Consider the following 21,458-nt stretch of genomic DNA (forward strand, 5'->3'; position numbering starts at 1 on the left):
CGATATTTGGTCCGGGATGGTGAAAAATGTATCCGTAATGAACCAGTCGCTCCCTTCGGTGATGTTGATCTCACTCGCCGATGGAGACTGGGACGGTGCGTGCGCGCGCGCCGGCTGGCAGGTGAAGCGCGCAGAAAGTCCGGCGGAGGCGCAGGCGTTGTTGGCGGCTGTCTTCGCGGTGGTCGTCGTGGGTGACTGGCCCCATGTGGCGACCCTTCGTGCGCAGGAAGTTGGCGCGACCGTGCCCATCTTGCACGTTGTCACGGACGACAGGGGCACTCCCGATCCGCTGGTCGATGGTATGGCGCACTCTCCGGCGACGGCGATCGCCACGCTCGGGCAATGGTGCCCGAGTCAGCGCGCCGCGACGCTCGCCCGGCTGCGCCACATGTTCGGCGCGAGTGAGATCGATGCACTGCTCACGGGGCTCCGCCGATCGCTGGCGGAGGCGATCGCCCGCTCCGAGGCGTCGATCGAGGTGGCGCATCGCATCGCGGGGATCGCCGGAACGCTGGGGTTCGCCGATGTCGGCGCGGCGTGGCTGCGGCTGGCGGAGGGGGATATGATCGCGCTGCCCGCCGCCCGCCGCGCGGCGTTACGCGCGATCGCGATACTGGACGACGGCTGAGATCAGCCGGTGCGATCGTCGCGCGTCTCCCCCAGGTCGATCGTCCCGGTAGCCGCCAGCGCGGCGAGGCGGGCGTCGTCCACGTCGGCGAGCCGCGCGAGCACCCCGGCGGTATGCTCGCCCAGCATCGGCGGCGGGGAAGCGTAGGCAACCGGCGTGTCGGACATCTTGATCGGGCTGCCCACCGCCTTGAATGCCGGGTTCAGCGGATGCGGGATCGACACCAGCATGTCGCGTGCCGTTGCCTGCGGCTCGGCGAGCGCCTGCGCGATGTCGTTGATCGGGCCGACCGGCACTCCGCGGGGATGGATGCGCGCGATCCAGTCGGCGACCCGACCGGTCAGGAAGTGTGCCGCGAGGATCGGCACCAGCGTGTCACGGTTCGCCACCCGGTCGGGGTTGCGCGTGAAGCGCGAATCATGCGGAAGATCGGGCAGCCCGATCGCGTCGCAGAGCGCGACGAACTGGCCATCGTTGCCGCACGCGATCACGAATGCGCCATCGGCGGCGTCGAACACCTGATAGGGCACGATATTGGCGTGGGCGTTGCCATAGCGACCGGGCGGGACACCCCGGGCCAGATAGTTCTGACTCTGGTTGCAGAGCATCGCCAGTTGCACGTCGAACAGCGCCATGTCGATATGCTGGCCATGGCCCGTGCGATGCCGGTTCAGGAGCGCCGCCTGGATCGCGATCGTCGCATACAGGCCGGTCATCAGGTCCGACACCGCGACGCCTACCTTCTGCGGCCCGCCGCCGGGCAGGTCGTCGCGCTCGCCGGTGATGCTCATCAGCCCGCCGAGCCCCTGGATGATGAAGTCGTATCCCGGCTCCGCCGCGCGCGGTCCGGTCTGCCCGAAGCCGGTGATGGAGCAATAGACAAGTCCGGGATGCCGCGCGGACAATGTCGCATAGTCGAGGCCGTAGCGCGCCAGCGAGCCGGCCTTGTAATTCTCGATCAGCACGTCGCAGCGCAGCGCCAGCGTGCGGACCAGTTCCTGCCCGGCGGGCGTGGCGATGTCGATCGCCACGGATTGCTTGCCGCGATTGGCCGCCTGAAAGTAGGACGCCTCCCGCGTCGGTGCGCCGTCCTCGCCCGCCATCCACGGCGGCCCCCAGGCGCGCGTGTCGTCACCGTGGCGCGGCCGTTCGACCTTGATCACCTCCGCGCCCAGATCGGCGAGCGTCTGCGCGCACCATGGACCGGCGAGCACGCGGCTCAGGTCCAGCACCCTCACTCCGGACAACGCACCCATGGCCCTCTCCTGTCGCATGGCGGCCGATAGCGCAGCGTCGCACCGATCGCGAGGGGGTGCGTCCCGGCCACGGCTATTCCGACAGGATCGAGCGGTCGATGTCGGCGATCCGCCGCACGCCCGTGAGCGCCATCGCGACGCGCATCTCCTTTTCGATCAGCGACAGCAGCGTCGTGACGCCCGCTTCGCCGCGCGCCGCCAGCGCATAGAGCCACGCCCGGCCGAGCAGCACGCCCTCCGCGCCCAGCGCCAGCATCCGCACGACGTCGAGCCCGGTGCGCACGCCTGAATCGGCCAGGATGCCGATGCGGCCCTTCACCGCCTCGGCGATCGCGGGCAGCGCGCGGGCGGTCGAGGAAGCGCCGTCGAGCTGCCGTCCCCCGTGGTTCGAGACCACGACCGCATCGGCTCCGGCGTCCACCGCCGCGCGGGCGTCATCGGGATCCAGCACGCCCTTGATGATGAGCGGGCCGTCCCAGGCCGCGCGGATCCAGCCGATGTCGTCCCACGCGATCGACGGGTCGAAGTTCGCGCCCAGCCAGCCCATGTAGTCGTTCATGCCCGATGACGCGCCCAGTACCGGCAACAAATTGCCCAGCGCGTGCGGGCGACCGTGCAGCCCGACGTCCCATGCCCAGCCGGGCTTGCCGATCGCCTGCATCATGCGGCGCAGCGGCGCGTTCGGCCCGGACATGCCCGAATGGGCGTCGCGGTAGCGCGACCCGGGAACCGGCATGTCGACCGTAAAGACCAACGCCTCCGCCCCTTCCGCCTTCGCGGTCGCGATCAGGTCCGCCATGAAGGCGCGGTCACGGATCACGTACAATTGAAACCAGAGCGGTCCGGCGGTCGCCCGGCGTACCTCGCCCAGCGAGCAGAGCCCGACCGTCGACAGCGTGAACGGAATGCCGGCCGCATTGGCGGCGCGCGCCGCCTGCGTCTCGCCCCGCCGGCGGTACATGCCGCCGATCCCGATCGGCCCCAGCGCCACCGGCAGCGGACGGCGCGTGCCCAGCAGGTCGCTCGACAGATCGATCTCCGACACGTCGCGCAGCACGCGCTGCCTCAGTCCCAGCCTGGCGAGATCGTCGACATTGGCACGCAGCGTCATTTCCGAACCCGCGCCCCCATCGGCATAGTCGAAGAGGAAGCGCGGCAGTCGTGCGGCGGCGGCGCGGCGGAAATCCTGCGGCGACGAGATGATCGTCACGCCGGCAATCCGCTCGACATCATGACCCGGATCATGCAGGGGCTCCTCTGAAATAGGGCGCGTTTCCGTCGCCGACGCGCCAAGTATCCGGCGACGCCATAAGGAGCGGGATCGGCGATGGACAGGGGCGAGGCGGGGAAATTGCGCATTCGCCTGCCCCGTGTGCGGCTGGCGCGATGGTGACGGTCCGGTTGTCCGGCGCGGTCGTGCGCCTTCGTGCGGTGGCGATGACCCCGCCGTCCCCATGCCCCGCCTTGTCCCTCCGGGATGGAACTGCGGAGCGGGCCGGTGCTGCGCGCCAACCTTCCCTTACTGCAGGAAATCGCTTCGTATGACCGGTCTGCCGTCGCTTCTCGTCACCCGCCGTCTGCCGGAGCCGGTGGAACGCCATCTTGCGGATCGATGGTGCGCGACGTTCAGCCGCGACGATCGGGCGCTGGACCGCGCCGCGCTGGCCGCTGCCATGACCGGCCACGACGCCCTGATGCCGACGATCACCGACCGCATCGATGCCGCGCTGCTGGCGACACCGGGGCGACGGGTGCGGATCATCGCCAATTATGGCGCGGGCGTGGATCATGTCGATCTCGAAGCGGCGCGCGCGGCCGGCGTGGTGGTGACCAACACGCCCGATGTGCTGACCGAAGCGACCGCCGAGATCGCGATCCTGCTCATGCTGATGGCCGCACGACGCGCGGGGGAGGGCGAACGTGAGCTTCGGACGGGGCGCTGGACCGGCTGGCGACCCTCGCACCTGATCGGGCAGGGGCTGGCGGGACGGACGTTGGGGTTGATCGGCTTCGGCCGGATCGCGCAGGCAACCGCCGTGAAGGCGCTGGGGCTGGGGATGAAGATCCGCTACGCCAGCCGCTCCGCCGCCGCGCCGGACGTGGAGCGTGCGCTGCAGGCGACCCGCGCGCCATCGCCGCTGGCGCTGGCGGCGGAATGCGACATCCTGTCGCTGCATGTGCCCGGCGGCGCGGCAACGCATCACCTGGTCGATGCCGCGCTGCTGTCGGTCATGAAACCGCAGGCGATCGTCGTGAACACCGCGCGCGGTACGGTGATCGACGAGGCGGCGCTGGCAGCCGCATTGAACGCGGGGACGATCGGCGGCATCGGGCTGGACGTGTACGAACGCGAGCCGGCGGTGCATCCCGATCTGCTTGCCCATCCCCGTGCGGTGCTGCTGCCGCATCTGGGAAGCGCGACGATCGAGGCGCGTACCGCGATGGGAATGCGTGCCGCCGCCAATCTGGCCGCCTTCTTCGCGGGCGAGGAGCCGCCCGATCGTGTCGCCTGAGGAGCCGATCGCGACACGCGTCGGCGAACGGCTGGCACGGCGCCGGCCCGGGGAACCGCCCCTGGTGCTGGGCTTGTCGGGCGCACAGGGCAGCGGCAAATCGACGATCGCCGCGCGCCTCGCCGCCCGGTTCGGCCCGAGCGCGATCCTGTCGCTCGACGATCTGTACCGCACCCGCGCCGATCGCCAGCGACTGGCGTGCGACGTCCATCCGCTGCTCGCGACGCGCGGTGTACCCGGAACGCACGACGTCCCGCTGGGCCTCGGGACCATCGCGGCGGTCCTGCGCGGCGAACCGGTGCCGCTGCCGCGTTTCGACAAGGCCATCGACGACCGCGCGCCCGTCCACACCTGGCCGCGTGCGCCGCGCGACTGCGCGCTGCTGATCTTCGAGGGCTGGTGCGTCGGGGCGAGGGCGCAGGACGATCAGGATCTGACCTGGCCGATCAACGTGCTGGAGGCGGCGGAAGACCCCGATGGGCGCTGGCGGCGGCATGTCAACACGGCGCTGGCGACCGACTATCCCGCGCTCTTCGCGTCGATCGATGTGCTGGCGCTGCTGATGCCGCCCGACTGGCCGACGGTGTTGCGGTGGCGAACCGAGCAGGAGCGTGCGCTGGTCCGGACGCACGGCCACGGCGCCGGGGTGATGAACGCCGCGCAACTCGCGCGGTTCGTCAGCCATTACGAGCGGCTGACCCGGCATATCTGGTGCGAGATGCCGGCCCGGGCCGATCTTTGCCTGCCGCTGGCGGCGGACCGGTCGCTGCTGCGCGCCTGACCCATCATCCACCATCGCCAGCGCGGTCGATCGGCGCGGATGCGGGCCGAGGTCACGGAGTCAGGCGATAGAGCCCCGCGCCATGCGCCGGCAACGTGCGAGCGAAACGGTCGCGCTGTCGGCCCAGCGTCGCGCCGCTCCACAGATCCGTCACCGCCACCTCGCCCGACAGGCCCAGATCGCGGAAAGGGATGCCGACCTCCTTCGGAGTGTCGGTGGTGTTGAACAGCGCGAGATAGCGGTCGCGCGGCGCGCCTTCGGGTCTGGCCGACCAGATCCGCGTGCCGTCCGCGATGAAGTGCGGCTGGTTGTCGGTCGATGCCTGATTGACCGCCAGTACCGCGCGGTTGGTCAGCAGCGCCAGCGTCGCGGCGTCCAGATGACGCAGGTCGCCGCCCATGATCAGCGGCGACCGCGCGATCGACCATAAGGTCATCAACGTGCGCTGCTCGTCGGGGGTAAACTTCGTGTCGCGCTTGCCCAGCGCCAGCCGCCCCAACGGGAGCATGTCCGCGTCCGGCCATGCCCCCGGACGACGATAGGGCGTCCAGTTCTCCAGCCGGGTGAATTGCGCCGCCAGCATCGGCCATTCGTCCCAGAAATCGTCCGAAATGCGCCACATCTGCGCATGGCGGCGGACGTGATCGCCGCGGATCACCGGTGTCTCGCCGGGTGAGAGGCTGAGGACGATCGGCCGGCCGCTGTTGACGATCGCCCGGTGCGCGGCTTCGATTTCCGGCGCGTGCGCGTCGTAGGGGCGGCTCATGTCGTCCATCTTGACGAAGTCGACACCCCATGACGCATAGAGGCGGAAGATGCTGTCGTAATAGGCCTGCGCGCCGGGCTTCGTCATGTCGACGCCGTACATGTCCGGGTTCCACGAACAGACGCTGTTGGGGTCGGCGATGTCGGCGGCACGATAGCGGGTGCCGAGGATCGGCAGGTTCTTCTTCACCGCCAGCCGGGGAATGCCGCGCATGACGTGGATGCCGAACTTCATGCCCATCGCGTGGATGTCGGCGGCCAGCTTCGTGAAGCCCGATCCGTCGCGGCTGGACGGGAAGCGGTTCGGTGCCGGGATCACACGCCCGTAGGCGTCGAGCGACGGCACCGGATCGGCGTTATATTCGTAGCTGGATGCCGCCGGCTCGTACCATTGGATGTCGACGGTGAACACATCATAGCCGAACGGCAGCAGCTTGTCGCGCATGATCGCGGCGGTTTCGCGTGCCTGCGCCTCGGTAATCGTCGTCGCGAAGCTGTTCCAGCTGTTCCAGCCCATCGGCGGGCGCGGGGCGAGCGTCGCACCGGTCGGCGCCGCCCTTGCGGGATGCCCGCCCAGCGCCGCCGTGCCGGTCAACGCCGCACCGACGAGCGCCTGCCGCCGATTGAATCCGGATGTCATCGCCTTCCTCTCCCTGCGCCGAATATGCCGGGCGCTCCGTGGCGAAAAACTCTAGTCCGACAAATGCTTGCGCGGCAACCGTGAAGCGTCGGTCATCCGTCCGCCACGTGATCGGACCAGCATCGCGCACGGGGCGTGTGGCCGATGCCGGGATTGAGCTGGTTACGCGGATCGAGCGTGCGGTAGAAATCCGCCAACGCCGGCCGCGCGACATACAGGTGCCCGACATTGTGCTCGGCCGGATATTGCGCGCCGCGTGCGTCGAGCAGCTTCCACAGCGCGTGTTCGAACGCGATCGGATCGGTGCCCGTGCGGACCAGATAATCCTGGTGGAAGACGTGGCAGAAGAAGTGCCCGTAGTAGAGCGCGTGCACCACATCGCCCGACAGCTGTGACGGCAGACGTTCGACCCAGTTGCGGGTGTTGCGCGGCAGCGCGATGTCGAGCGCGACGATGTCCGCCACCTGGCGCGGGTGCACCGCGCGGTATCGCACCGCCGCGCCGGCGGTGACGAAGCGGTGCAGGAACGCCTTGGCGCTCTCCTGCGCGGTGCAGGTGAAATGATCGCCCGCTGCGCCGCCGGGGAAGATCCGGTCCAGTAACGCCGTCGTCGGCGCCGCCTGATCGCCTGACACCTTCAGGATCAGGTGATGCGCGAAGCGATCGCGGAAATCGCGCATCCGGTGGGGCAGGTGATCCGGCAGCCGCTTTCCGACCCATTGCAGCAGTCTGTCGCTGAGCGGTGCGCGCCCGTGCGAGGTGATCGCGTCGAACCGCGCCTTGGCGGCGAAGAACGCCGGCAGCCGCTCGGTCCCCAGTCGCTCGATCGCGACGAACGTGTCGCGACCATAACGGTCGGCGATGTCGAAAGCGGTGCGGTGCAGATACTCGCCCGCGATTGGCAGCAATGCCGGATCGGCCAGCATCGCGCGTCGCAGTTCGGTCAGCCGCTCGGGATCGTCGGTGCCGATGTAGAAGGTCGTGGTGTCGGTCTCGCGCGCGAAGGTATCGAGCCGCACCGCGAACACGATCAGCTTGCCGGCGCTCCCTGCCGCCTCGAACAGGCAGCGCGGATCGGCGTTGAAGCGCGCGGGGACGGCATTGTCGATGTCGCGGACATGGTCGATGTAGGAATCGTCGTGCGCGCGGGCCGGACTGGGCCGGACGTCGCCGGCGTCGAATGCGCGAGTGTCGAGACGATGGAGGATCGTTTCGGGATCGTCGCCGAGCTCGATACCGAGATGATTGACGAGGTGCAGCGTGCCATCGGTCGCGATCCGGCCGAACAGCGCCAGTTCGGTGAAGGCGGGGCCGCGCCGGATCAGCGAGCCGCCCGAATTGTTGCACACGCCCCCGACCACCGATGCGCCCAGGCAGGACGACCCGATCACCGAGTGCGGTTCGCGATCGAACGGACGAAGCGCCGCCTCCAGCCGGTGCAGCGTCGCACCCGCCAGGCAGAGCACCTGCTCGCCCGCGCCCAGCACCTGGATGCCGCCGATCCGCCGCGTGCTGATGATGACGACGCCACCGGGATAGTCGTCGCCATCGGGGGTCGAACCGCCCGTCAGCCCGGTGTTGGATGCCTGGACGATGATCGAGACGTCGGCGGCGGCGCAGGCTTGCGCCACGCGCCACATCTCGACCAGCGTGCCCGGCCGTGCGACGGCGACCGCCGCGCCGCCGCCGGTGCGATAGCCGTGCCGGAAGCGGGCGGTCGCGTTCGGCGCGGTCAGGACGTGCCGGCGTCCCACCACCTGGCGCAGCGCGGCGATCAAGCGGGTGTCGCGCGCGTCGCTCACTGCGTCTTCACCTCGTCGTCGGTCATGAGATCGTGCCCGTCGACCCAGCGGACGATCTCGCGCGCGGCGGGATGATCGATCGCCGCGTAGCGCGCGCGCAGTCGCGCCGCGCGGCTGCCGAGCCGGTCGTGCCCGGTATCCTGAAGCGCGCCGAGATCCTGTTGCAGCATCCGCGCGAAGGGCTCGCCGAGCAACCGCTGCGCCACCGTCGCGAAGGCCGCGCCATAGGCATAGCCGGGCCCCTGCGCATAGACCATCGGCAGCGTCAGCGCCGGGATGCAGCCGAGATGCGCCTGCAGCGGGGGGTTGATCGCATGGCCCGACACATGGTCCGCGATCGCCGCGTCGCGTCCGGTAAAGGCGCGCAGGTGCAGGAAGCGCGACATGCGCGCACCGTCGTTCACCGGATAATTGTCCCACAGGCACACGCGGCGGCCGAGCGTGTCCGCCACCGCCGCGAGGTGACCGGCGCCGATGGCCGCCGAACAGACCTCCTCTCCGGTCCAATAGACCTGGATCGCAGGGTCGAGCCGGCGACCGAAGTCATGCAGGTAATCGGCGGGCCGCTGGCCGAAGGCGACGTCGAGGATCGGGTCGTCGCTGTAATAGGTCGGGCAGGTATAGAGGCGCGTGGCGCGCGTCCGCTCAGCGCAGAACGTGACGATTTCGGCCTGTCGTTCGGCCAGATCGGGCCGATCGCCGCGCAGGTCGTCGAAAAGTATCGCGAGGTCGTCGATGCCGATCGCGTCGAGGTCGGCGATCCGTCGCGCGAGGTCGTCGCGCGTCGCGGCGTCGAAGCCGTCGGTGACGCCGACCGGGGTCAGGCCGATCCCGAACCGCATCCCGTTCGCGCGGCATTCGGCGGCAAGGCGGGCAAGCGCGTCGCTCGATGTCGCATCGTGCGCGCGCCGCCAGTCGCGGCGCAGCGCGCGATCGGCCTTGGGCGCGTAATGGTAGAACCCATAGCCCGCGTCGCCGAGCGTGCGCACGACATGGCCGCGCTCGTCGGCGCTCCAGAGGCGACCGAACCGCCCTTCGATCAGACCCAGTTCGGGGGTGCCCATGGTCATGCGTCGTCCTCCTTCCGCATCGGTCGGCCTCGCGTAGCGCGAATCCGGCCCGCCGTCGTCCGTCATGACGCGCGCCGGTGAAAATACCTGTGCGCCTTGATGCGCGGCTATAGCGATGCCGGTATCATACCACCTGTTTACATGTGCAGGGGGATGGCGCATGTTCCGTGGGACAACGCGCAGCGCCGGATCGGCGGCGGGATGAACAGGGGGCGCATATGAAGCGGATCGTGCGGCAGCAGGTGGCGATGACGGCAATCGCGTTGGGCTTGTTGTCTCTGCCGCTCGCGGCGACCGCGCAGGTTACGCCAGCGGACGGCGACCCGTCCGCCACCGCCGCGGCCGACGCCCCGGCGGAGGTCGTCGTCACCGGCACGCGCATCCCGCTGGCCGGCCTGACCTCCAGCAGCCCGGTGGTTTCGACCGGCGAGCAGCAGATCCGCCTGCAATCCGCGCTGACCATCGAGGATTTCTCGACCAAGCTGCCGCAACTGTCGGGCGGCGTGCGTCAGGGATCGCAGGGCAGCGACGCCTTCGGCGCGCAGGTGCTGGAACTGCGCAACTTCGGGCAGAGCCGCTCACTGGTATTGATCGACGGCACCCGTGCCGCGCCGTTCAGCTTCCGCAACTCGGTGGACGTCAACGCCATCCCCGCCTCGCTGATCAAGCGCACCGACGTGCTGACCGGCGGCGCGGCGGCGGTCTATGGCGCGGATGCGGTCGCGGGCGTCGTCAACTTCATCCTCAACGACGATTACGAGGGGGTGCGGGCGACCGCGACCAGCCGCCTGTCGGTGCGCGGCGGCGCGCAATATGGCGGATCGCTGCTGATGGGGGCCGGGGTCGGCGAGCGCGGGCATATCGTGCTGGCCGCCGACTATACGCAGCGCGACCTGATCCGCGCGCGGCAGCGCGACTGGGCGGCGACGCCGACCCAGACCATTCCCAGCATCGGCGGCGTGTTCACCGACGTGGCCAGCGGTCGGCGCTTCGGCTTCGGCGACGACGGGACGTTCTCGCTGACGCCCGCCACGACCTCCAATCTGTCAGGCCGCTATCCGCTGATCTCGCCGTTGAAGCGCATCAACGTTGCCGCGCTCTACAAATATGCGCTCGCACCGCAGATCGAACTGTACGGCCGCGCGATGTATACCAATGCGCGGACGGAGGAGACCGGTACGCCCGGCGCCACCCCGGCGTCGGTCAGCCGCACGGTCGGGATCGCGCAGAACAATCCCTTCCTGACCGATGCGATCCGCAGCCGGCTCACGTTCGTCAACGGCGTCGCGCAGGTGAACGTTGTGCGCTCGCTCGGCGAGCTGGGCCTCGTCACCTATCATACCGAGCGCGACACGTTCCAGTTCCAGAGCGGGCTGCGCGGTGCGCTCACCGGCGCGACCCGCTGGAACATCTATGCGCAATATGGTCGCTCGACCGAGGGCACGCGGATCACCGGCGACGGGCTGGTGGCCAATGCGGCGGGCGCCAACAATTTCGGCGCGATCGTCAACACGGTCGACATCTTCGGCCCCGATCGGCCGGGCCTCGCCGCCGCGCTGGGCAGCCCGATCAACGGCTTCGACCGCAAGCGCGATCAGTTCGTCGCGGCCGGCACGATCAGCGGGACGCTGGAGGAACTGTTCTCGCTGCCCGCCGGTCCGATCGGCTTCGCCACCGGGCTGGAGTATCGCCGCGAAACCGCCAGCATCGGCCAGGATACCGCGCTGCTGACGGGCAACACCTATCGTCAGGGGGTGCAGGCGGCGTACAGCGGGTCGTTCGACGTGCTGGAATGGTACGGCGAAATGCTGGTGCCGGTGCTGCGCGACCTGCCGCTGATCCGCAAGCTCGACGTCGGCGGCGCGTATCGCCTGTCCGACTATAATCTGTTCGGGCGGCATGGCACGTGGAAGGTGGAGGGCAATTGGGAGGTCGCGCGCGACCTGCGGCTGCGCGGCACCTACCAGCGGGTGCTGCGTACGCCCAACTTCGGCGAGTTCGCGGCGACCACCTCGTCGCTGCCGTTCAGCAACCTCGTCACCGTCGACCGGCTGCGGCCGCGCTACGCCGGCGACCCGTGCGTTCTGGGCACCGGCGACGCCGCGCAATGCGCGCGCTTCGGCGCGCCGGCGGCGGGGTCCACGGATTCCAGGTCGGCCAACTATTTGACCGGAAATTACTATTACGGCGGCAACCCCGACATCAAGCCGGAGACGGGCTATACCACCACGGCGGGCGCGGTGTTCACGCCGACCTTCGTGCCCGGCCTGACCGCGACGGTCGACTGGTACGAGCTGGACCTGCGCGGCGCGGTGGGCGTGATCCAGCCGGTCGCGGCGATCACCAGCTGCTACATCACCAACCCGACCGCCGGGAACCCGCTCTGCGGACTGGTGACGCGCAACCCCGGTACGGGCACGTTCCGCGATGCGTTCGTCAACAACCAGAATCTCGGCCGGCTGCTCCAGCGCGGGTTCGACATCGGCGCCAGCTACACGCTGCGCGGCGACTGGCTGCCCGGCAGGGGGCTGCGCGCCAGCTATCAGGGCAACATCGTCACCTCCTACCTGATCCAGGCCAATCCGACCGTCTCGGCGGTGCAGTGCAAGGGGACGTTCGGCGCGACCTGTTCCAGCGACGGGACCACGCTGGTCCAGCCCGATTACCGCCACACCGCCGGTCTCGGCCTGCTGCTGGATCGCGGCGTGATCCAGTTCGACTGGCAGCGGATCGGCCGCGTGACGTCGAGCACCCCCGGATCGACCGAGACGCTGCCGGCGCAGGACACGTTCGACCTGTCGGCATCCTACGACTTCACCGATCGCGTCACGATGAGCGCGGGCATCTACAACATGTTCGACAGGACGCCGCCGCGCGTGTCGAGCGGCGGGATCTTCAACACCTTCCCCGACACCTATGACATACTCGGGCGGACGATCGGCCTGTCGCTGACGACGCGCCTGTAAGCGCCGTGGCGATACCGTTCGTCCTTGCCGACTGGCTGGTGATCGCGGCCTATCTGCTGCTGTTGGTGGCGGGCGGCTGGATCTTCACGCCGCGCGGCACCGCCTCCGCGCGCGATTACTTTCTGGCCGGCGGCAACGTGCCGGCGTGGCTGGCGGCGATCTCGGTCCTGTCCGCCACGCAGTCCGCCGCCACCTTTCTGGGCGGGCCGGATTATGGCTTCCACGGCGACCTGACCTATCTGGGCGGCAATATCGCCGGGCTGATCGGTGCGGTATTCGTCGCGCATGTCATGATCCCGCGCTTCTACGCGATGCGCGCGACGACCGCCTATGAGCTGCTGACGTTGCGCTTCAGCCCGCGGGCGACGCGCTGGGCCGGGGGCATGTTCCTGATCGGGCGCGTGCTGGCGGGCGGTGCGCGCGTCTATCTGGCCGCGATCGCGCTGGCGATGGTGATCGCGGGGGGCGTGAGCGCGGGCAGCATCATGGTTGCGGCGGCGCTGCTGGTGATCGCCAGCGTGCTGTTCACCTTCGTCGGCGGGCTAAAGTCGGTGCTCTGGAACGACCTGATGCAGTTCATCGTCTATCTCGGCTCGGCGATCGCGGTGCTGCTGTTCCTGCGCTGGTCGATCCCGGCGTCCACTGCCGAGATCGTCCGCGCGCTGGCGAACGCGCCGGGCGGGGTCGACAAGCTGCGGCTGTTCGACTGGTCGACCGATCTCTCCCGGCCGTTCTCGATGCTGGCGATCGTGACCGGGCTGACGTTGCTCTACATCGCCAATGCCGGGATGGATCAGGACACCACGCAGCGACTGCTGTCGTGCCGCGATGCGCGGACCGGCGCACGCGGCCTGTACCTGTCGGTGCTGGCGACGGTGCCGGCGGTGGGCATCTTCATCGTCATCGGATTGCTGCTGCACGTCTTCTACCAGCGCCCCGAGCTGATGGGCGGCGCCGCGGCGACGGCGGGTGTGCAATTCGGGGGAGAGAAGATCAGCATCTTCATGCATTACATCCTGACCGAATTGCCGGGCGGGCTGCGTGGACTGGTGACGGTCGGTATCTGCGCGGCGGCGGTCGCCACCACCAATTCGGCGCTCAACGCCATGTCGTCGGTGCTGGTGCAGGATTTCTACCGCCCTTGGCGCGTCGCGCGCGGGCCGGTCCCGGAGGCGCATTTCGTCCAGGCGGGGCGCGCCGGGATGGGCGTGATCGGCGCGGCGATGCTCGCGATGGCGGTCGCCTCCTATTACTGGCAGCGGCACAGCGACATGGGGCTGCTGGAGTTCGCGTTGCAGGTGATGGTGTTCACCTATGCCGGGCTGCTCGGCGTCTATTTCACCGCGCTGTTCACCACGCGCGGCACGACCGCGTCGGTCATCGCCGCGCTGCTGACCGGCTTCCTCACGATCGTGCTGCTCCAGCCGGCGATCGCGCGCGGGCTGGGGTTGCCGGGGGCGCTCACCGCGCTGTCGTTCCCGTTCCAGCTCTGCATCGGCGCGGCAGTCGCCTTTCTGGTGTGCGCCGCCCCGCGCGGCGGTGTCGCCAGAACCTAATCTCTTTCGGGCAGGAAGGACGCCATGAACACCGAATCGCTCGATCCCCGCTACGTCGATCTGGATCGCTGGCCGACACGCCAGGCGGTCGAGGCGATGCTGGAAGGCCAGATGGCCGCCATCGCCGCGCTCTATTCGCAGACGGCGGCGATCGCCGCCGCGGCGGAGGCGGCGGCGGTGCGGCTGGGCGAGCGCGGGCGGCTGATCTTCGTCGGGGCGGGCACGTCGGGGCGGCTGGTCGTGCAGGACGGCAGCGAACTCTACCCCACCTTCAACTGGCCGCCGGAGCGGACGCTGTTTCTGATGGCCGGCGGGCTGGAGGCGCTGACGCAGGCGCGGGAGGGGGCCGAGGACGATGCCGCAGCCGGTGCGGCGGCGATCGCCGCCGCCGAGGTCGGGGCCGACGACGTGGTGATCGGTGCCGCCGCCAGCGGTCGCACGCCCTATACCGTCGCGGCGATCGACACCGCGCGGGCGCGCGGCGCGCTGACCATCGCGATCGTCAACAATCCCGACACCGTGCTGGCCGCGGCGGCGGATCATCCGATCGAGGCCGTGACCGGGAGCGAGGTGCTGGCCGGGTCGACGCGGATGAAGGCGGGCACCGCGCAGAAGGCGGCGCTCAACCTGCTCTCGACGACGATCATGCTGCGGCTCGACCGGGTCTACGACGGGCGGATGGTGACGATGCGCATCTCCAACGCCAAGCTGCTGAACCGCGCGCGGCGTATGGTGCGGGATCTGTCCGGCGCGGCCGAGGAGGACGCCGCACACGCGCTCGACGCGGCGGGCGGCGATATCCGGCTGGGCGTGATCGTGGCGCGCGGCGTGGCGATGGAGGATGCGCGCGCGCTGCTGGAGGCGCATCACGGCAATCTGCGCGCGGCGCTTGCGGCATCGGGGCAGCCATGACGCTGCGCGACATCGCCTGGACGCGGGAAGAGGACGGCGGTACCCCGCTCTACATGCAGCTGGCGCGCAGCCTGCGCGATCATATCGAAGGCGGCGCGATCGGCCCGGGCGGGCTGTTGCCGTCCGAACGCGAGCTGAGCGAGCTGGCCGGCCTGTCGCGGGTCACGGTGCGGCGCGGGATCCGGCAGTTGATCGAGGAAGGCGTGCTCGTCAGCCGGCAGGGGGCGGGTACGTATGTCGCGCGGCGGATCGAAACGCCCGGCGCGAGGCTGAGCAGCTTCAGCGACGACGCGCGGTCGCGCGGCGAGCGTCCGGGCGTGGTGTGGATCTCGCGCGCCTATGCGCAGCCGACCGAGGAGGAAGCGGTGGCGCTGGATATTTCCACGACGACGCGCGTCGCGCGGCTGGGGCGGGTGCGGCTGGCCGGGGATGAACCGCTGGCCATCGAACATGCCGTGGTGCCGGCGGAGTTCCTGCCCGATCTCGCGAGGTTGGCGGACTCGCTGTACGAGGCGTTGCAGGCGAACGGGCACGGGCCGGTATCGGGGACGCAGCGCATCCGTGCGTCGCTGGCGACGCCGACCGAGGCCGGCATCCTGTCGATCGGGCATAATGCGGAGGTGTTGCGGATCGAACGCCGCACGCTGAACCATACCGGGCGGGTCGTGGAGTTCACGCGCTCCGTCTATCGCGGCGATCGCTATGAGTTCGTGACCGACCTGACCGGCGGCCACGACCTCTGACGCGCGGCGCTAGACCGGTGCGGAGACGTTCAGCCCGGCCAGCATCAGCGCGCCCGACAGCGCGTCGCCCCGCGGATCGATCAGGCGCGCCACGGTGCGCTCGCGCAGCCATGGGCGCAGCCGGGGGGCGAGGCCGCCCATCAGCGCGCAATTGGGGGCGCCGCGTTCGAAGATCGTCTCGATGAAGCGTTCGACGTGCTGCGCGGCGTCCTCGACGATCGAGCGGGCGATGGCGTCGCCGGCATCGGCGTGATCCATGACCAGCGGCGCGATCGCGGCATAGTCGCGCGGGCTCGCCTGATCCATCCACGCGATGGCGCGCGGGATGGCATGGCCGAAGCGATCCGACACGGCCAGGCTGAGCGGCGTGCGCGCGGTCCGCCCGTCGAGCGCGCGCAGCGCGTGGCGCACCGCCGACAGGCCCAGCGCCGCGCCGCTGCCCTCGTCCGAAATCGGGAAGCCATAGCCGCCGATCGCGAAATCGACGCCGCCGACGCGGACCTGCGCGATGCTGCCCGTGCCGAGGATCAGGATCGCGCCGTCGCGGCCGCCATGCGCACCGAGGTTGGCGATCACCGAGTCGGTGGCATAGGCGACCGAGGCGAAGGGAAAGTCGGTCGCGGCCAGCCCCTCCCGCACCCCGATGCGCGAGATGCCCGCGATCCCCATCCCGACATGGGTGCGGGTCAGCACTTCCGGGTCCAGCCGCGCATCGGCGAGGGCGAGTGCGATGGCCTCGTCCAGCGTCGCGCGCAGCGCCTCGGTGCCGATCCGCGCATTGGCGGGGCCGGTCAGGCCCGTGCCCAGCACGATGCCCGCCGCATCGGTCAGGCGGGCGCGGCAATGGCTGCCGCCGGCGTCGATGCCGAGGTAATAGGATTGCGTCATCACGGCTCCTTTGCCTCGCCCCGTTCCGGCGAACCTATAGCATGTGAAGCCCCTGCCATAACGTGCACGCATCGCGCGCGCTTGACGCCTGCGGTGCATCCGCCGACGCTGGCGATATGTCGAATGCCGCCGCCGCTTCCGCCCAGGCTTCCCCGCGCACCCCGGTCGCGGCGATCCGCGACCGGCGCGGCATGGCGCTGTACGGCCTGCTCGGCTTCTCCGCCGGTCTGCCGTTCTACATGTTCTCGACGGTGCTGGCGTTGCGGCTGCAGGCGCATGGCGTCGCGCTGGCGGTCATCGGCTTCTTCGCCTGGGTGCAGTTGCTGCCGACGTTCAAGTTCGTCTGGGCGCCGTTGCTCGATCGCTACGACATTCCCGGCTTCGCGCGCTTCTGGGGGAAGCGGCGCGGATGGATCATGCTGGCGCAGCTCGGCATCGTCTCGGCCACCGCCGCGATGGCGTGGAGCGCGAACGACGCGAATCTGCCGCTGACGGCGTTGTTCGCGGTGCTGCTCGCCTTCTGGACGACGACGCTGGAGGTTGCGGCCGACGCCTGGCGCATCGAACTGTATCCGACGCAGGATGCGCAGGGGCCGATCGTCGCCGCCAATCTATGGGGCTATCGCAGCGCGATGGTCGCGGCGGGATCGGGCGCGCTGCTGCTCGCCGATGTCGGGGGGTGGAGCGTCGCCTATCTGGTGATCGCGGCCGCGGCGTTCCTGCCGTTCCCGCTGCTGGTCGCGATGGCACCGGACCGCGCGCACGGCGGCGGGCGCGGCGTGGCGCTGGGCACCGGGCTGGTCGCCGCGGTGGTGATCCTGTCGCTGGCGGCGCTCGCGACCGCGGTGGTCGGCTGGCTGGTGCTGGGCCTGGCGGCGCGCGCGGGGATCGACGCCGACAGCAATGTGACGCCGTGGGTGCTGGGGCTGTGCATGGTGCCGTTCCTGCTGATGGCCGCCGCGCTGCCACGCATCCGTCGCGCGACACCGGGCTCGCGATTGCGGACGTCGGTGGCGCTGGGGCCGTATGTCGATTTCTTCTGGCGCTACGGCGTCGGTGCCCTGGTGCTGATGGCGTTCGTGTCGCTGTACCGCATGGGCGACGTGCTGGCGCTCAACCTGTCCAAGCCGATGATCAAGGGGCTGGGCTATAGCCTGACGCAGATCGGCCGTGCCGACAGCGTCGTCGCGCTGCTGGCCAGTATCGTCGGCGTCGGTCTGGGCGGGTGGATGGTGACGCGCTGGCGGATGGGGGTGGCGCTGGCGGTGGGGGCGCTCTTCGCCGCGCTCGGCAATTTCGGCTTCGTATGGCTGGCGCATCAGCCGGTGAGCGAGCCGCTGCTCTACGTCGCGACCGCCGCCGACCAGTTCGGCAACGGCATGGCCGGGGCGGTGTTCGTCGTCTACCTCTCGCTGCTGGTCAACCCGCGCTATCCGGGGGCGCAATATGCGTTCCTGACCGGCTTCGCGTTCCTGTTGCCGCGACTGCTGGCCGGGGCGGGGGGGACGATGGTGGGTGCGATCGGCTATGACGGCTTCTTCCTGCTGTCGGGTGCGCTCAGCCTGGCGGTGATGCCGTTCCTGCCGGTGCTGGCGCGGATCCGGCCGCGCGCCGACGACGGGGAGGATGCCGCATGATCGAACAGGTGGTGGAACGCGGTTTCGCCGCCGCGCGGACGGCGGTGGAGGAGGGGCGCATCCCCGGCGCGACGCTGGGTATCGTCGCCGCCGATGGCGCGCGCGCGGTGCAGGTCGCCGGGCTGGCGCGGCGCGTGCCGGAACACGCCCCGCTGACGCGTGACCACTGGTTCGACCTCGCCTCGGTCAGCAAGGTGATCGCGACCACCAGCTTCGTCCTGCAGCTGGCGGAGGACGGGCGGATCGACCTCGACCGGCCGCTGACCGACGCCATCCCGGACCTGCGCCAATATGACGTCGCGAACGCGGCGGAGCGGCGGCTGACGTTCCGCGACTGTCTGGTCCATCGCACCTTCCTGCCGGCGGTCGAGCCGATCTATACCTATGGCGACGATCCGGCGCGGCTGCGCGCGTTCGTGCTGCAGCGCGAGTGGCGTCACGGCCCGCCGGTCTATTCGGACATCAACTTCATCCTGCTGGGCATCGCGATCGAGCGGCTGACCGGTGGCCCGCTGGACCGCTTGCCGCTGGGGCCGGGGCTGAGCTGGGGACCGCCGCCCGGGCCGGCGGTCGCGACCGAGTTCTGCCAGTGGCGCGGGCGCGTGCTGGACGGCGAGGTGCATGACGAAAACTGCTTCGCGATGGGCGGGCGCACCGGTCATGCCGGGCTGTTCGGGACGGTGGACGGCGTGCTGGACTTCGCGGAGCGGCTGCTCGACGGATCGACGCCCCCCGGCATCCTGGCGGCGATCGGCACGCCCGTGGAGGGGCATCGCACCGCCGGCTGGGAAATCCGTTTTCCCGGCTGGTCGGGCGGGCAGGCGTGTTCGCCGACCACGATCGGCCACACCGGCTTCACGGGCACCGGGCTATGGGTCGATCGGGATCGTGGCCTCGCCTGGACGCTGCTGACCAACCGGGTTCATCCGACCCGCCATGCCGACAGCGGCATCTTCACGCTGCGCCCGGCGGTCGGGGAGGCGGTGATCGCGGCGTGGGACGCGTCAATAGGCGGCGGCGACCGCCAGTAGCGCGCGGTCGAGCGCCGCCGTCGCGCCCGCATCGGCCGGCATGTCGTTGGCGAAGGCGGCGAAGGTGAGCGTTCGTCCGCTGGCGGCGACCATGAACCCCGATACGGCCGTCGCGGCGTTCAGTGTCCCGGTCTTCGCGAACAGCCTGCCGGCCAGCGGCGTGCCGACGAACCGCCGCGCCAAGGTGCCGTCGACCGCGGCGACCGGCAAGGTTTCGCGCCACGCCGCCCCCCACGGCTGCGCGCGGGTCCACGACAGAAAGCGCACCGTCGCGCGCGGGGTCACGCGATTGTAGTTCGACATTCCCGACCCGTCCGCGAAATCGTAGCTCCAGCGCGGCACGCCGGCGCGATCGAGCAGCGCCTGCACCGCCGCGCGCCCGTCCGCCACCGACCCGCTTCCCGCGCGCGCCGCCACGCGACGCAGCAGCAGTTCGGCGTGCAGGTTCTGGCTCTGCTTGTTGGTGAGACGAATGTCCTCCGCCAGCGGCGGCGGGATCAGTTGCGCGAGCGCAGGCGCGGGGCGCGGCGCGATCGCCACGGCCGCGCCGCGTCGCTGCGGATCGTCGGCGCCGGTCAGCGCGCGATGGCGAACGCGGATCCGCCCGGTGACGTGCACTCCCGCCGCGCGCAGGAGTGCCGCCAGCCGCCAGGCGGCGCGGTGCGCGGGATCGTCGATCCCGGCCATCAGCGTGACCGGCGCGCCACCCGCCGGAATCGTGCCGGTGACGCGCAGCGTGTCGCTGCCCGGCAAGCGCTCGATCGACAGGTCCGGCGCGCCGGTGACGGTCGTCGTCACCCGATCGTCGAGCCGATAATAGCCGTCGCCGCGCAGATCGGCCGCCGCACCGGCCCGGGTCGGCACGACGACGACCGCGACCGCATTGTCGTCGATCGTCAGCGCCGAGGCGGCGGTGCCGTAGCGGCCGGCCATGTTGTTCCAGCTCATTCCCAGCGGCCAGCGCTCGTCGGGAAACGCCGTGTCGTCGCCGATCACGTCCTGCACCACACGGGTCCGCTTCGCGACCGCGCGGGCGAGGTCGAAAAGGCAGTCGGCGGCGCAGTCGGGCGCGCTCGACAGCCGGGCGTCACCGTGCCCGGTCAGGATCACGTCCTGTCCGTCGATCCGCACGCCCGCCCCGCCCGCCGCATCGGGTGCGGCGGTGTCGAGGGCGGCGAAGGCGGCGGCGGTGGTGAAGATCTTGGTGTTGGAGGCCGGGACGAAGCGCTCGTCGGCGCGGATCGCCACCAGCTCGCGCCCGTCCGCGTCGGCGACGACCAGCCCGATGCGCGTCCCCGGCCCGGCACTCGCCAGCGCCTGTTCGACCGCGGGGGGCGGCGGGGCGGGCGCGGCGGCGACCAGCAGAAGCGCCGGCACCGCGCGCATCACCGCCCCTCGATCACGTCGCCGACCACCGACAGGAACGCGCCCATCAGCACGCTGGGCGGACGATCGAGCAGATGGATGGCGTGGACGTCGAAGGTGATCGGCGGCTTGAGCGAGCGCATCGACAGCCCCTGCGACAGCGCGGAATCGGCGGTGAAGCTGTCGACCACGGTCAGCCCGACGCCCGCGCGCGCCAACGCCGCCGCAATGTAGAAGGTGCGCGCCGTCGCGACTTCCGACAGGGTGATCCCCAGCCGCTCCAGTTCGTCGGTGAACAGATGCCCGATCGGGCCGCTGCCCGCCAGCGTGATGAAGCGCGTGCCGACCAGATCGGCCAGCGGAACGCGCGGCGGCGCCTCGGGCAGGTCGGCGTCCCGGTACAGCAGCACCAGTTCGCCCTCCCCCAGCCAGCTCTGTCCCAGAGCGGCGCCGCGCGGCGCCTCGCTGGCGATCGCGACATCGGTCTCGCGCTCGTACAATTTGCGCAGCAGATCGTCGTGGTGGACGGTCTGCAGGTCGAAGCGCACGTCGGGATGCTGAGCCAGGAAGCGCGAAACGGCGGTCGGCAGCACGGCGAGACCCAAGCTGGGCAGCGCCGACACGCGGAGTGTCGCGCCGTTGCCCGCGCGCAGGTTGCGCCCCGCCTCGCGCAGCGCGCGCACCCGGTCCTGGATCTCCGCCACCTCCGAAAACAGCGCATGGGCGTCCTCGGTCGGGACCATCCGCCCGGCGGTACGCTGGAACAGCTCGAACCCGAGCAGGCTTTCGGCGTGGCGCAACGTCTTCGACACGGAGGGTTGCGACACGTTGAGCGCGCGCGCCGCCGCGCTGACCGTGCCGTTGACATAGACCGCGTGGAAGATCTCGATATGCCGCAGGTTCAT

Annotated in this window: 17 protein-coding genes; 9 read left to right on the forward strand and 8 right to left on the reverse strand. The window is 70.2% G+C overall.

Annotation, left to right across the window (positions count from 1 at the left end):
* The first annotated feature begins 61 nt into the window (after positions 1-61).
* Positions 62-628, forward strand: a complete 567-nt coding sequence (locus NS334_RS06510) for a hypothetical protein (protein ID WP_193753020.1) — start codon at positions 62-64, stop codon at positions 626-628.
* Positions 629-630: 2 nt separating this feature from the next.
* Here NS334_RS06510 and NS334_RS06515 read toward each other — a convergent pair whose 3' ends face one another.
* Entirely contained in the window at positions 631-1,884 is a 1,254-nt protein-coding gene (locus NS334_RS06515; protein WP_058755161.1) for a CaiB/BaiF CoA transferase family protein, read from the reverse strand.
* A gap of 73 nt (positions 1,885-1,957) precedes the next feature.
* Positions 1,958-3,094, reverse strand: a complete 1,137-nt coding sequence (gene lldD / locus NS334_RS06520; protein WP_058755162.1) for an FMN-dependent L-lactate dehydrogenase LldD — start codon at positions 3,092-3,094, stop codon at positions 1,958-1,960.
* 331 nt (positions 3,095-3,425) lie between these two features.
* Here lldD and NS334_RS06525 point away from each other — a divergent pair, with 331 nt between their 5' ends.
* A complete protein-coding gene (locus NS334_RS06525) occupies positions 3,426-4,397 on the forward strand; it encodes a 2-hydroxyacid dehydrogenase (protein ID WP_058755163.1) in 972 nt (323 codons plus the stop codon).
* Positions 4,387-5,178 carry a kinase gene (locus NS334_RS06530; RefSeq protein WP_058755164.1) on the forward strand — a complete coding sequence of 264 codons (792 nt, stop codon included), beginning with the start codon at positions 4,387-4,389 and terminating at the stop codon, positions 5,176-5,178. Before NS334_RS06525 ends, NS334_RS06530 begins: the two co-directional genes overlap by 11 nt.
* A 52-nt stretch (positions 5,179-5,230) precedes the next feature.
* Here NS334_RS06530 and NS334_RS06535 read toward each other — a convergent pair whose 3' ends face one another.
* The 3 genes from NS334_RS06535 to NS334_RS06545 all read right to left on the reverse strand — a co-directional run bounded on the left by NS334_RS06535 (position 5,231) and on the right by NS334_RS06545 (position 9,455).
* Complete coding sequence (locus tag NS334_RS06535; RefSeq protein WP_058755165.1) at positions 5,231-6,583, reverse strand: glycoside hydrolase family 27 protein; 1,353 nt, start codon at positions 6,581-6,583, stop codon at positions 5,231-5,233.
* Between the two features lie 92 nt (positions 6,584-6,675).
* Positions 6,676-8,385: a D-lactate dehydrogenase gene (gene dld / locus NS334_RS06540; RefSeq protein ID WP_058755166.1), complete on the reverse strand. Its 1,710-nt coding sequence runs from the start codon at positions 8,383-8,385 to the stop codon at positions 6,676-6,678.
* Positions 8,382-9,455, reverse strand: a complete 1,074-nt coding sequence (locus NS334_RS06545) for a beta-N-acetylglucosaminidase domain-containing protein (RefSeq protein WP_241491835.1) — start codon at positions 9,453-9,455, stop codon at positions 8,382-8,384. The genes dld and NS334_RS06545 overlap by 4 nt, the downstream gene beginning before the upstream one ends.
* Positions 9,456-9,673: 218 nt before the next feature.
* Between NS334_RS06545 and NS334_RS06550 the strand changes: the two genes are divergently transcribed.
* The 4 genes from NS334_RS06550 to NS334_RS06565 are packed head-to-tail and all read left to right on the forward strand — an operon-like array spanning position 9,674 to position 15,632.
* On the forward strand, positions 9,674-12,421 hold the full coding sequence (locus NS334_RS06550; RefSeq protein ID WP_058755167.1) for a TonB-dependent receptor plug domain-containing protein: 2,748 nt from the start codon (positions 9,674-9,676) through the stop codon (positions 12,419-12,421).
* Between the two features lie 5 nt (positions 12,422-12,426).
* Positions 12,427-13,977 (forward strand): sodium:solute symporter family transporter, encoded by a 1,551-nt coding sequence (locus NS334_RS06555; protein ID WP_058755168.1) that lies wholly within the window; start codon positions 12,427-12,429, stop codon positions 13,975-13,977.
* 24 nt (positions 13,978-14,001) lie between these two features.
* Positions 14,002-14,889, forward strand: coding sequence for an N-acetylmuramic acid 6-phosphate etherase (locus NS334_RS06560; RefSeq protein WP_058755169.1), 888 nt, complete (start codon positions 14,002-14,004; stop codon positions 14,887-14,889).
* Positions 14,886-15,632 carry a GntR family transcriptional regulator gene (locus NS334_RS06565; protein ID WP_058755170.1) on the forward strand — a complete coding sequence of 249 codons (747 nt, stop codon included), beginning with the start codon at positions 14,886-14,888 and terminating at the stop codon, positions 15,630-15,632. Before NS334_RS06560 ends, NS334_RS06565 begins: the two co-directional genes overlap by 4 nt.
* Positions 15,633-15,641: 9 nt before the next feature.
* On the opposite strand, the gene NS334_RS06570 is transcribed toward NS334_RS06565, so the two are convergent.
* Positions 15,642-16,520: a BadF/BadG/BcrA/BcrD ATPase family protein gene (locus NS334_RS06570; RefSeq protein WP_058755171.1), complete on the reverse strand. Its 879-nt coding sequence runs from the start codon at positions 16,518-16,520 to the stop codon at positions 15,642-15,644.
* Between the two features lie 116 nt (positions 16,521-16,636).
* On the opposite strand from NS334_RS06570, the gene NS334_RS06575 reads away from it, so the two are divergent.
* Positions 16,637-18,157 (forward strand): permease, encoded by a 1,521-nt coding sequence (locus NS334_RS06575; RefSeq protein WP_241491836.1) that lies wholly within the window; start codon positions 16,637-16,639, stop codon positions 18,155-18,157.
* A complete protein-coding gene (locus tag NS334_RS06580) occupies positions 18,154-19,188 on the forward strand; it encodes a serine hydrolase domain-containing protein (RefSeq protein WP_058755172.1) in 1,035 nt (344 codons plus the stop codon). Before NS334_RS06575 ends, NS334_RS06580 begins: the two co-directional genes overlap by 4 nt.
* Here the strand turns inward: NS334_RS06580 and dacB are convergent.
* Together dacB and NS334_RS06590 are read right to left on the reverse strand one after the other, a co-directional pair.
* The gene (gene dacB / locus NS334_RS06585; RefSeq protein WP_058755173.1) at positions 19,162-20,574 is read right to left on the reverse strand and encodes a D-alanyl-D-alanine carboxypeptidase/D-alanyl-D-alanine endopeptidase; all 1,413 of its coding nucleotides are present in this window, start codon (positions 20,572-20,574) and stop codon (positions 19,162-19,164) included. The two genes, NS334_RS06580 and dacB, sit on opposite strands and share 27 nt — an antisense overlap.
* Entirely contained in the window at positions 20,574-21,458 is an 885-nt protein-coding gene (locus NS334_RS06590; RefSeq protein WP_058755174.1) for a LysR family transcriptional regulator, read from the reverse strand. Before NS334_RS06590 ends, dacB begins: the two co-directional genes overlap by 1 nt.

This window comes from Sphingomonas endophytica, assembly GCF_001476895.1.
GTDB lineage: Bacteria > Pseudomonadota > Alphaproteobacteria > Sphingomonadales > Sphingomonadaceae > Sphingomonas > Sphingomonas endophytica_A.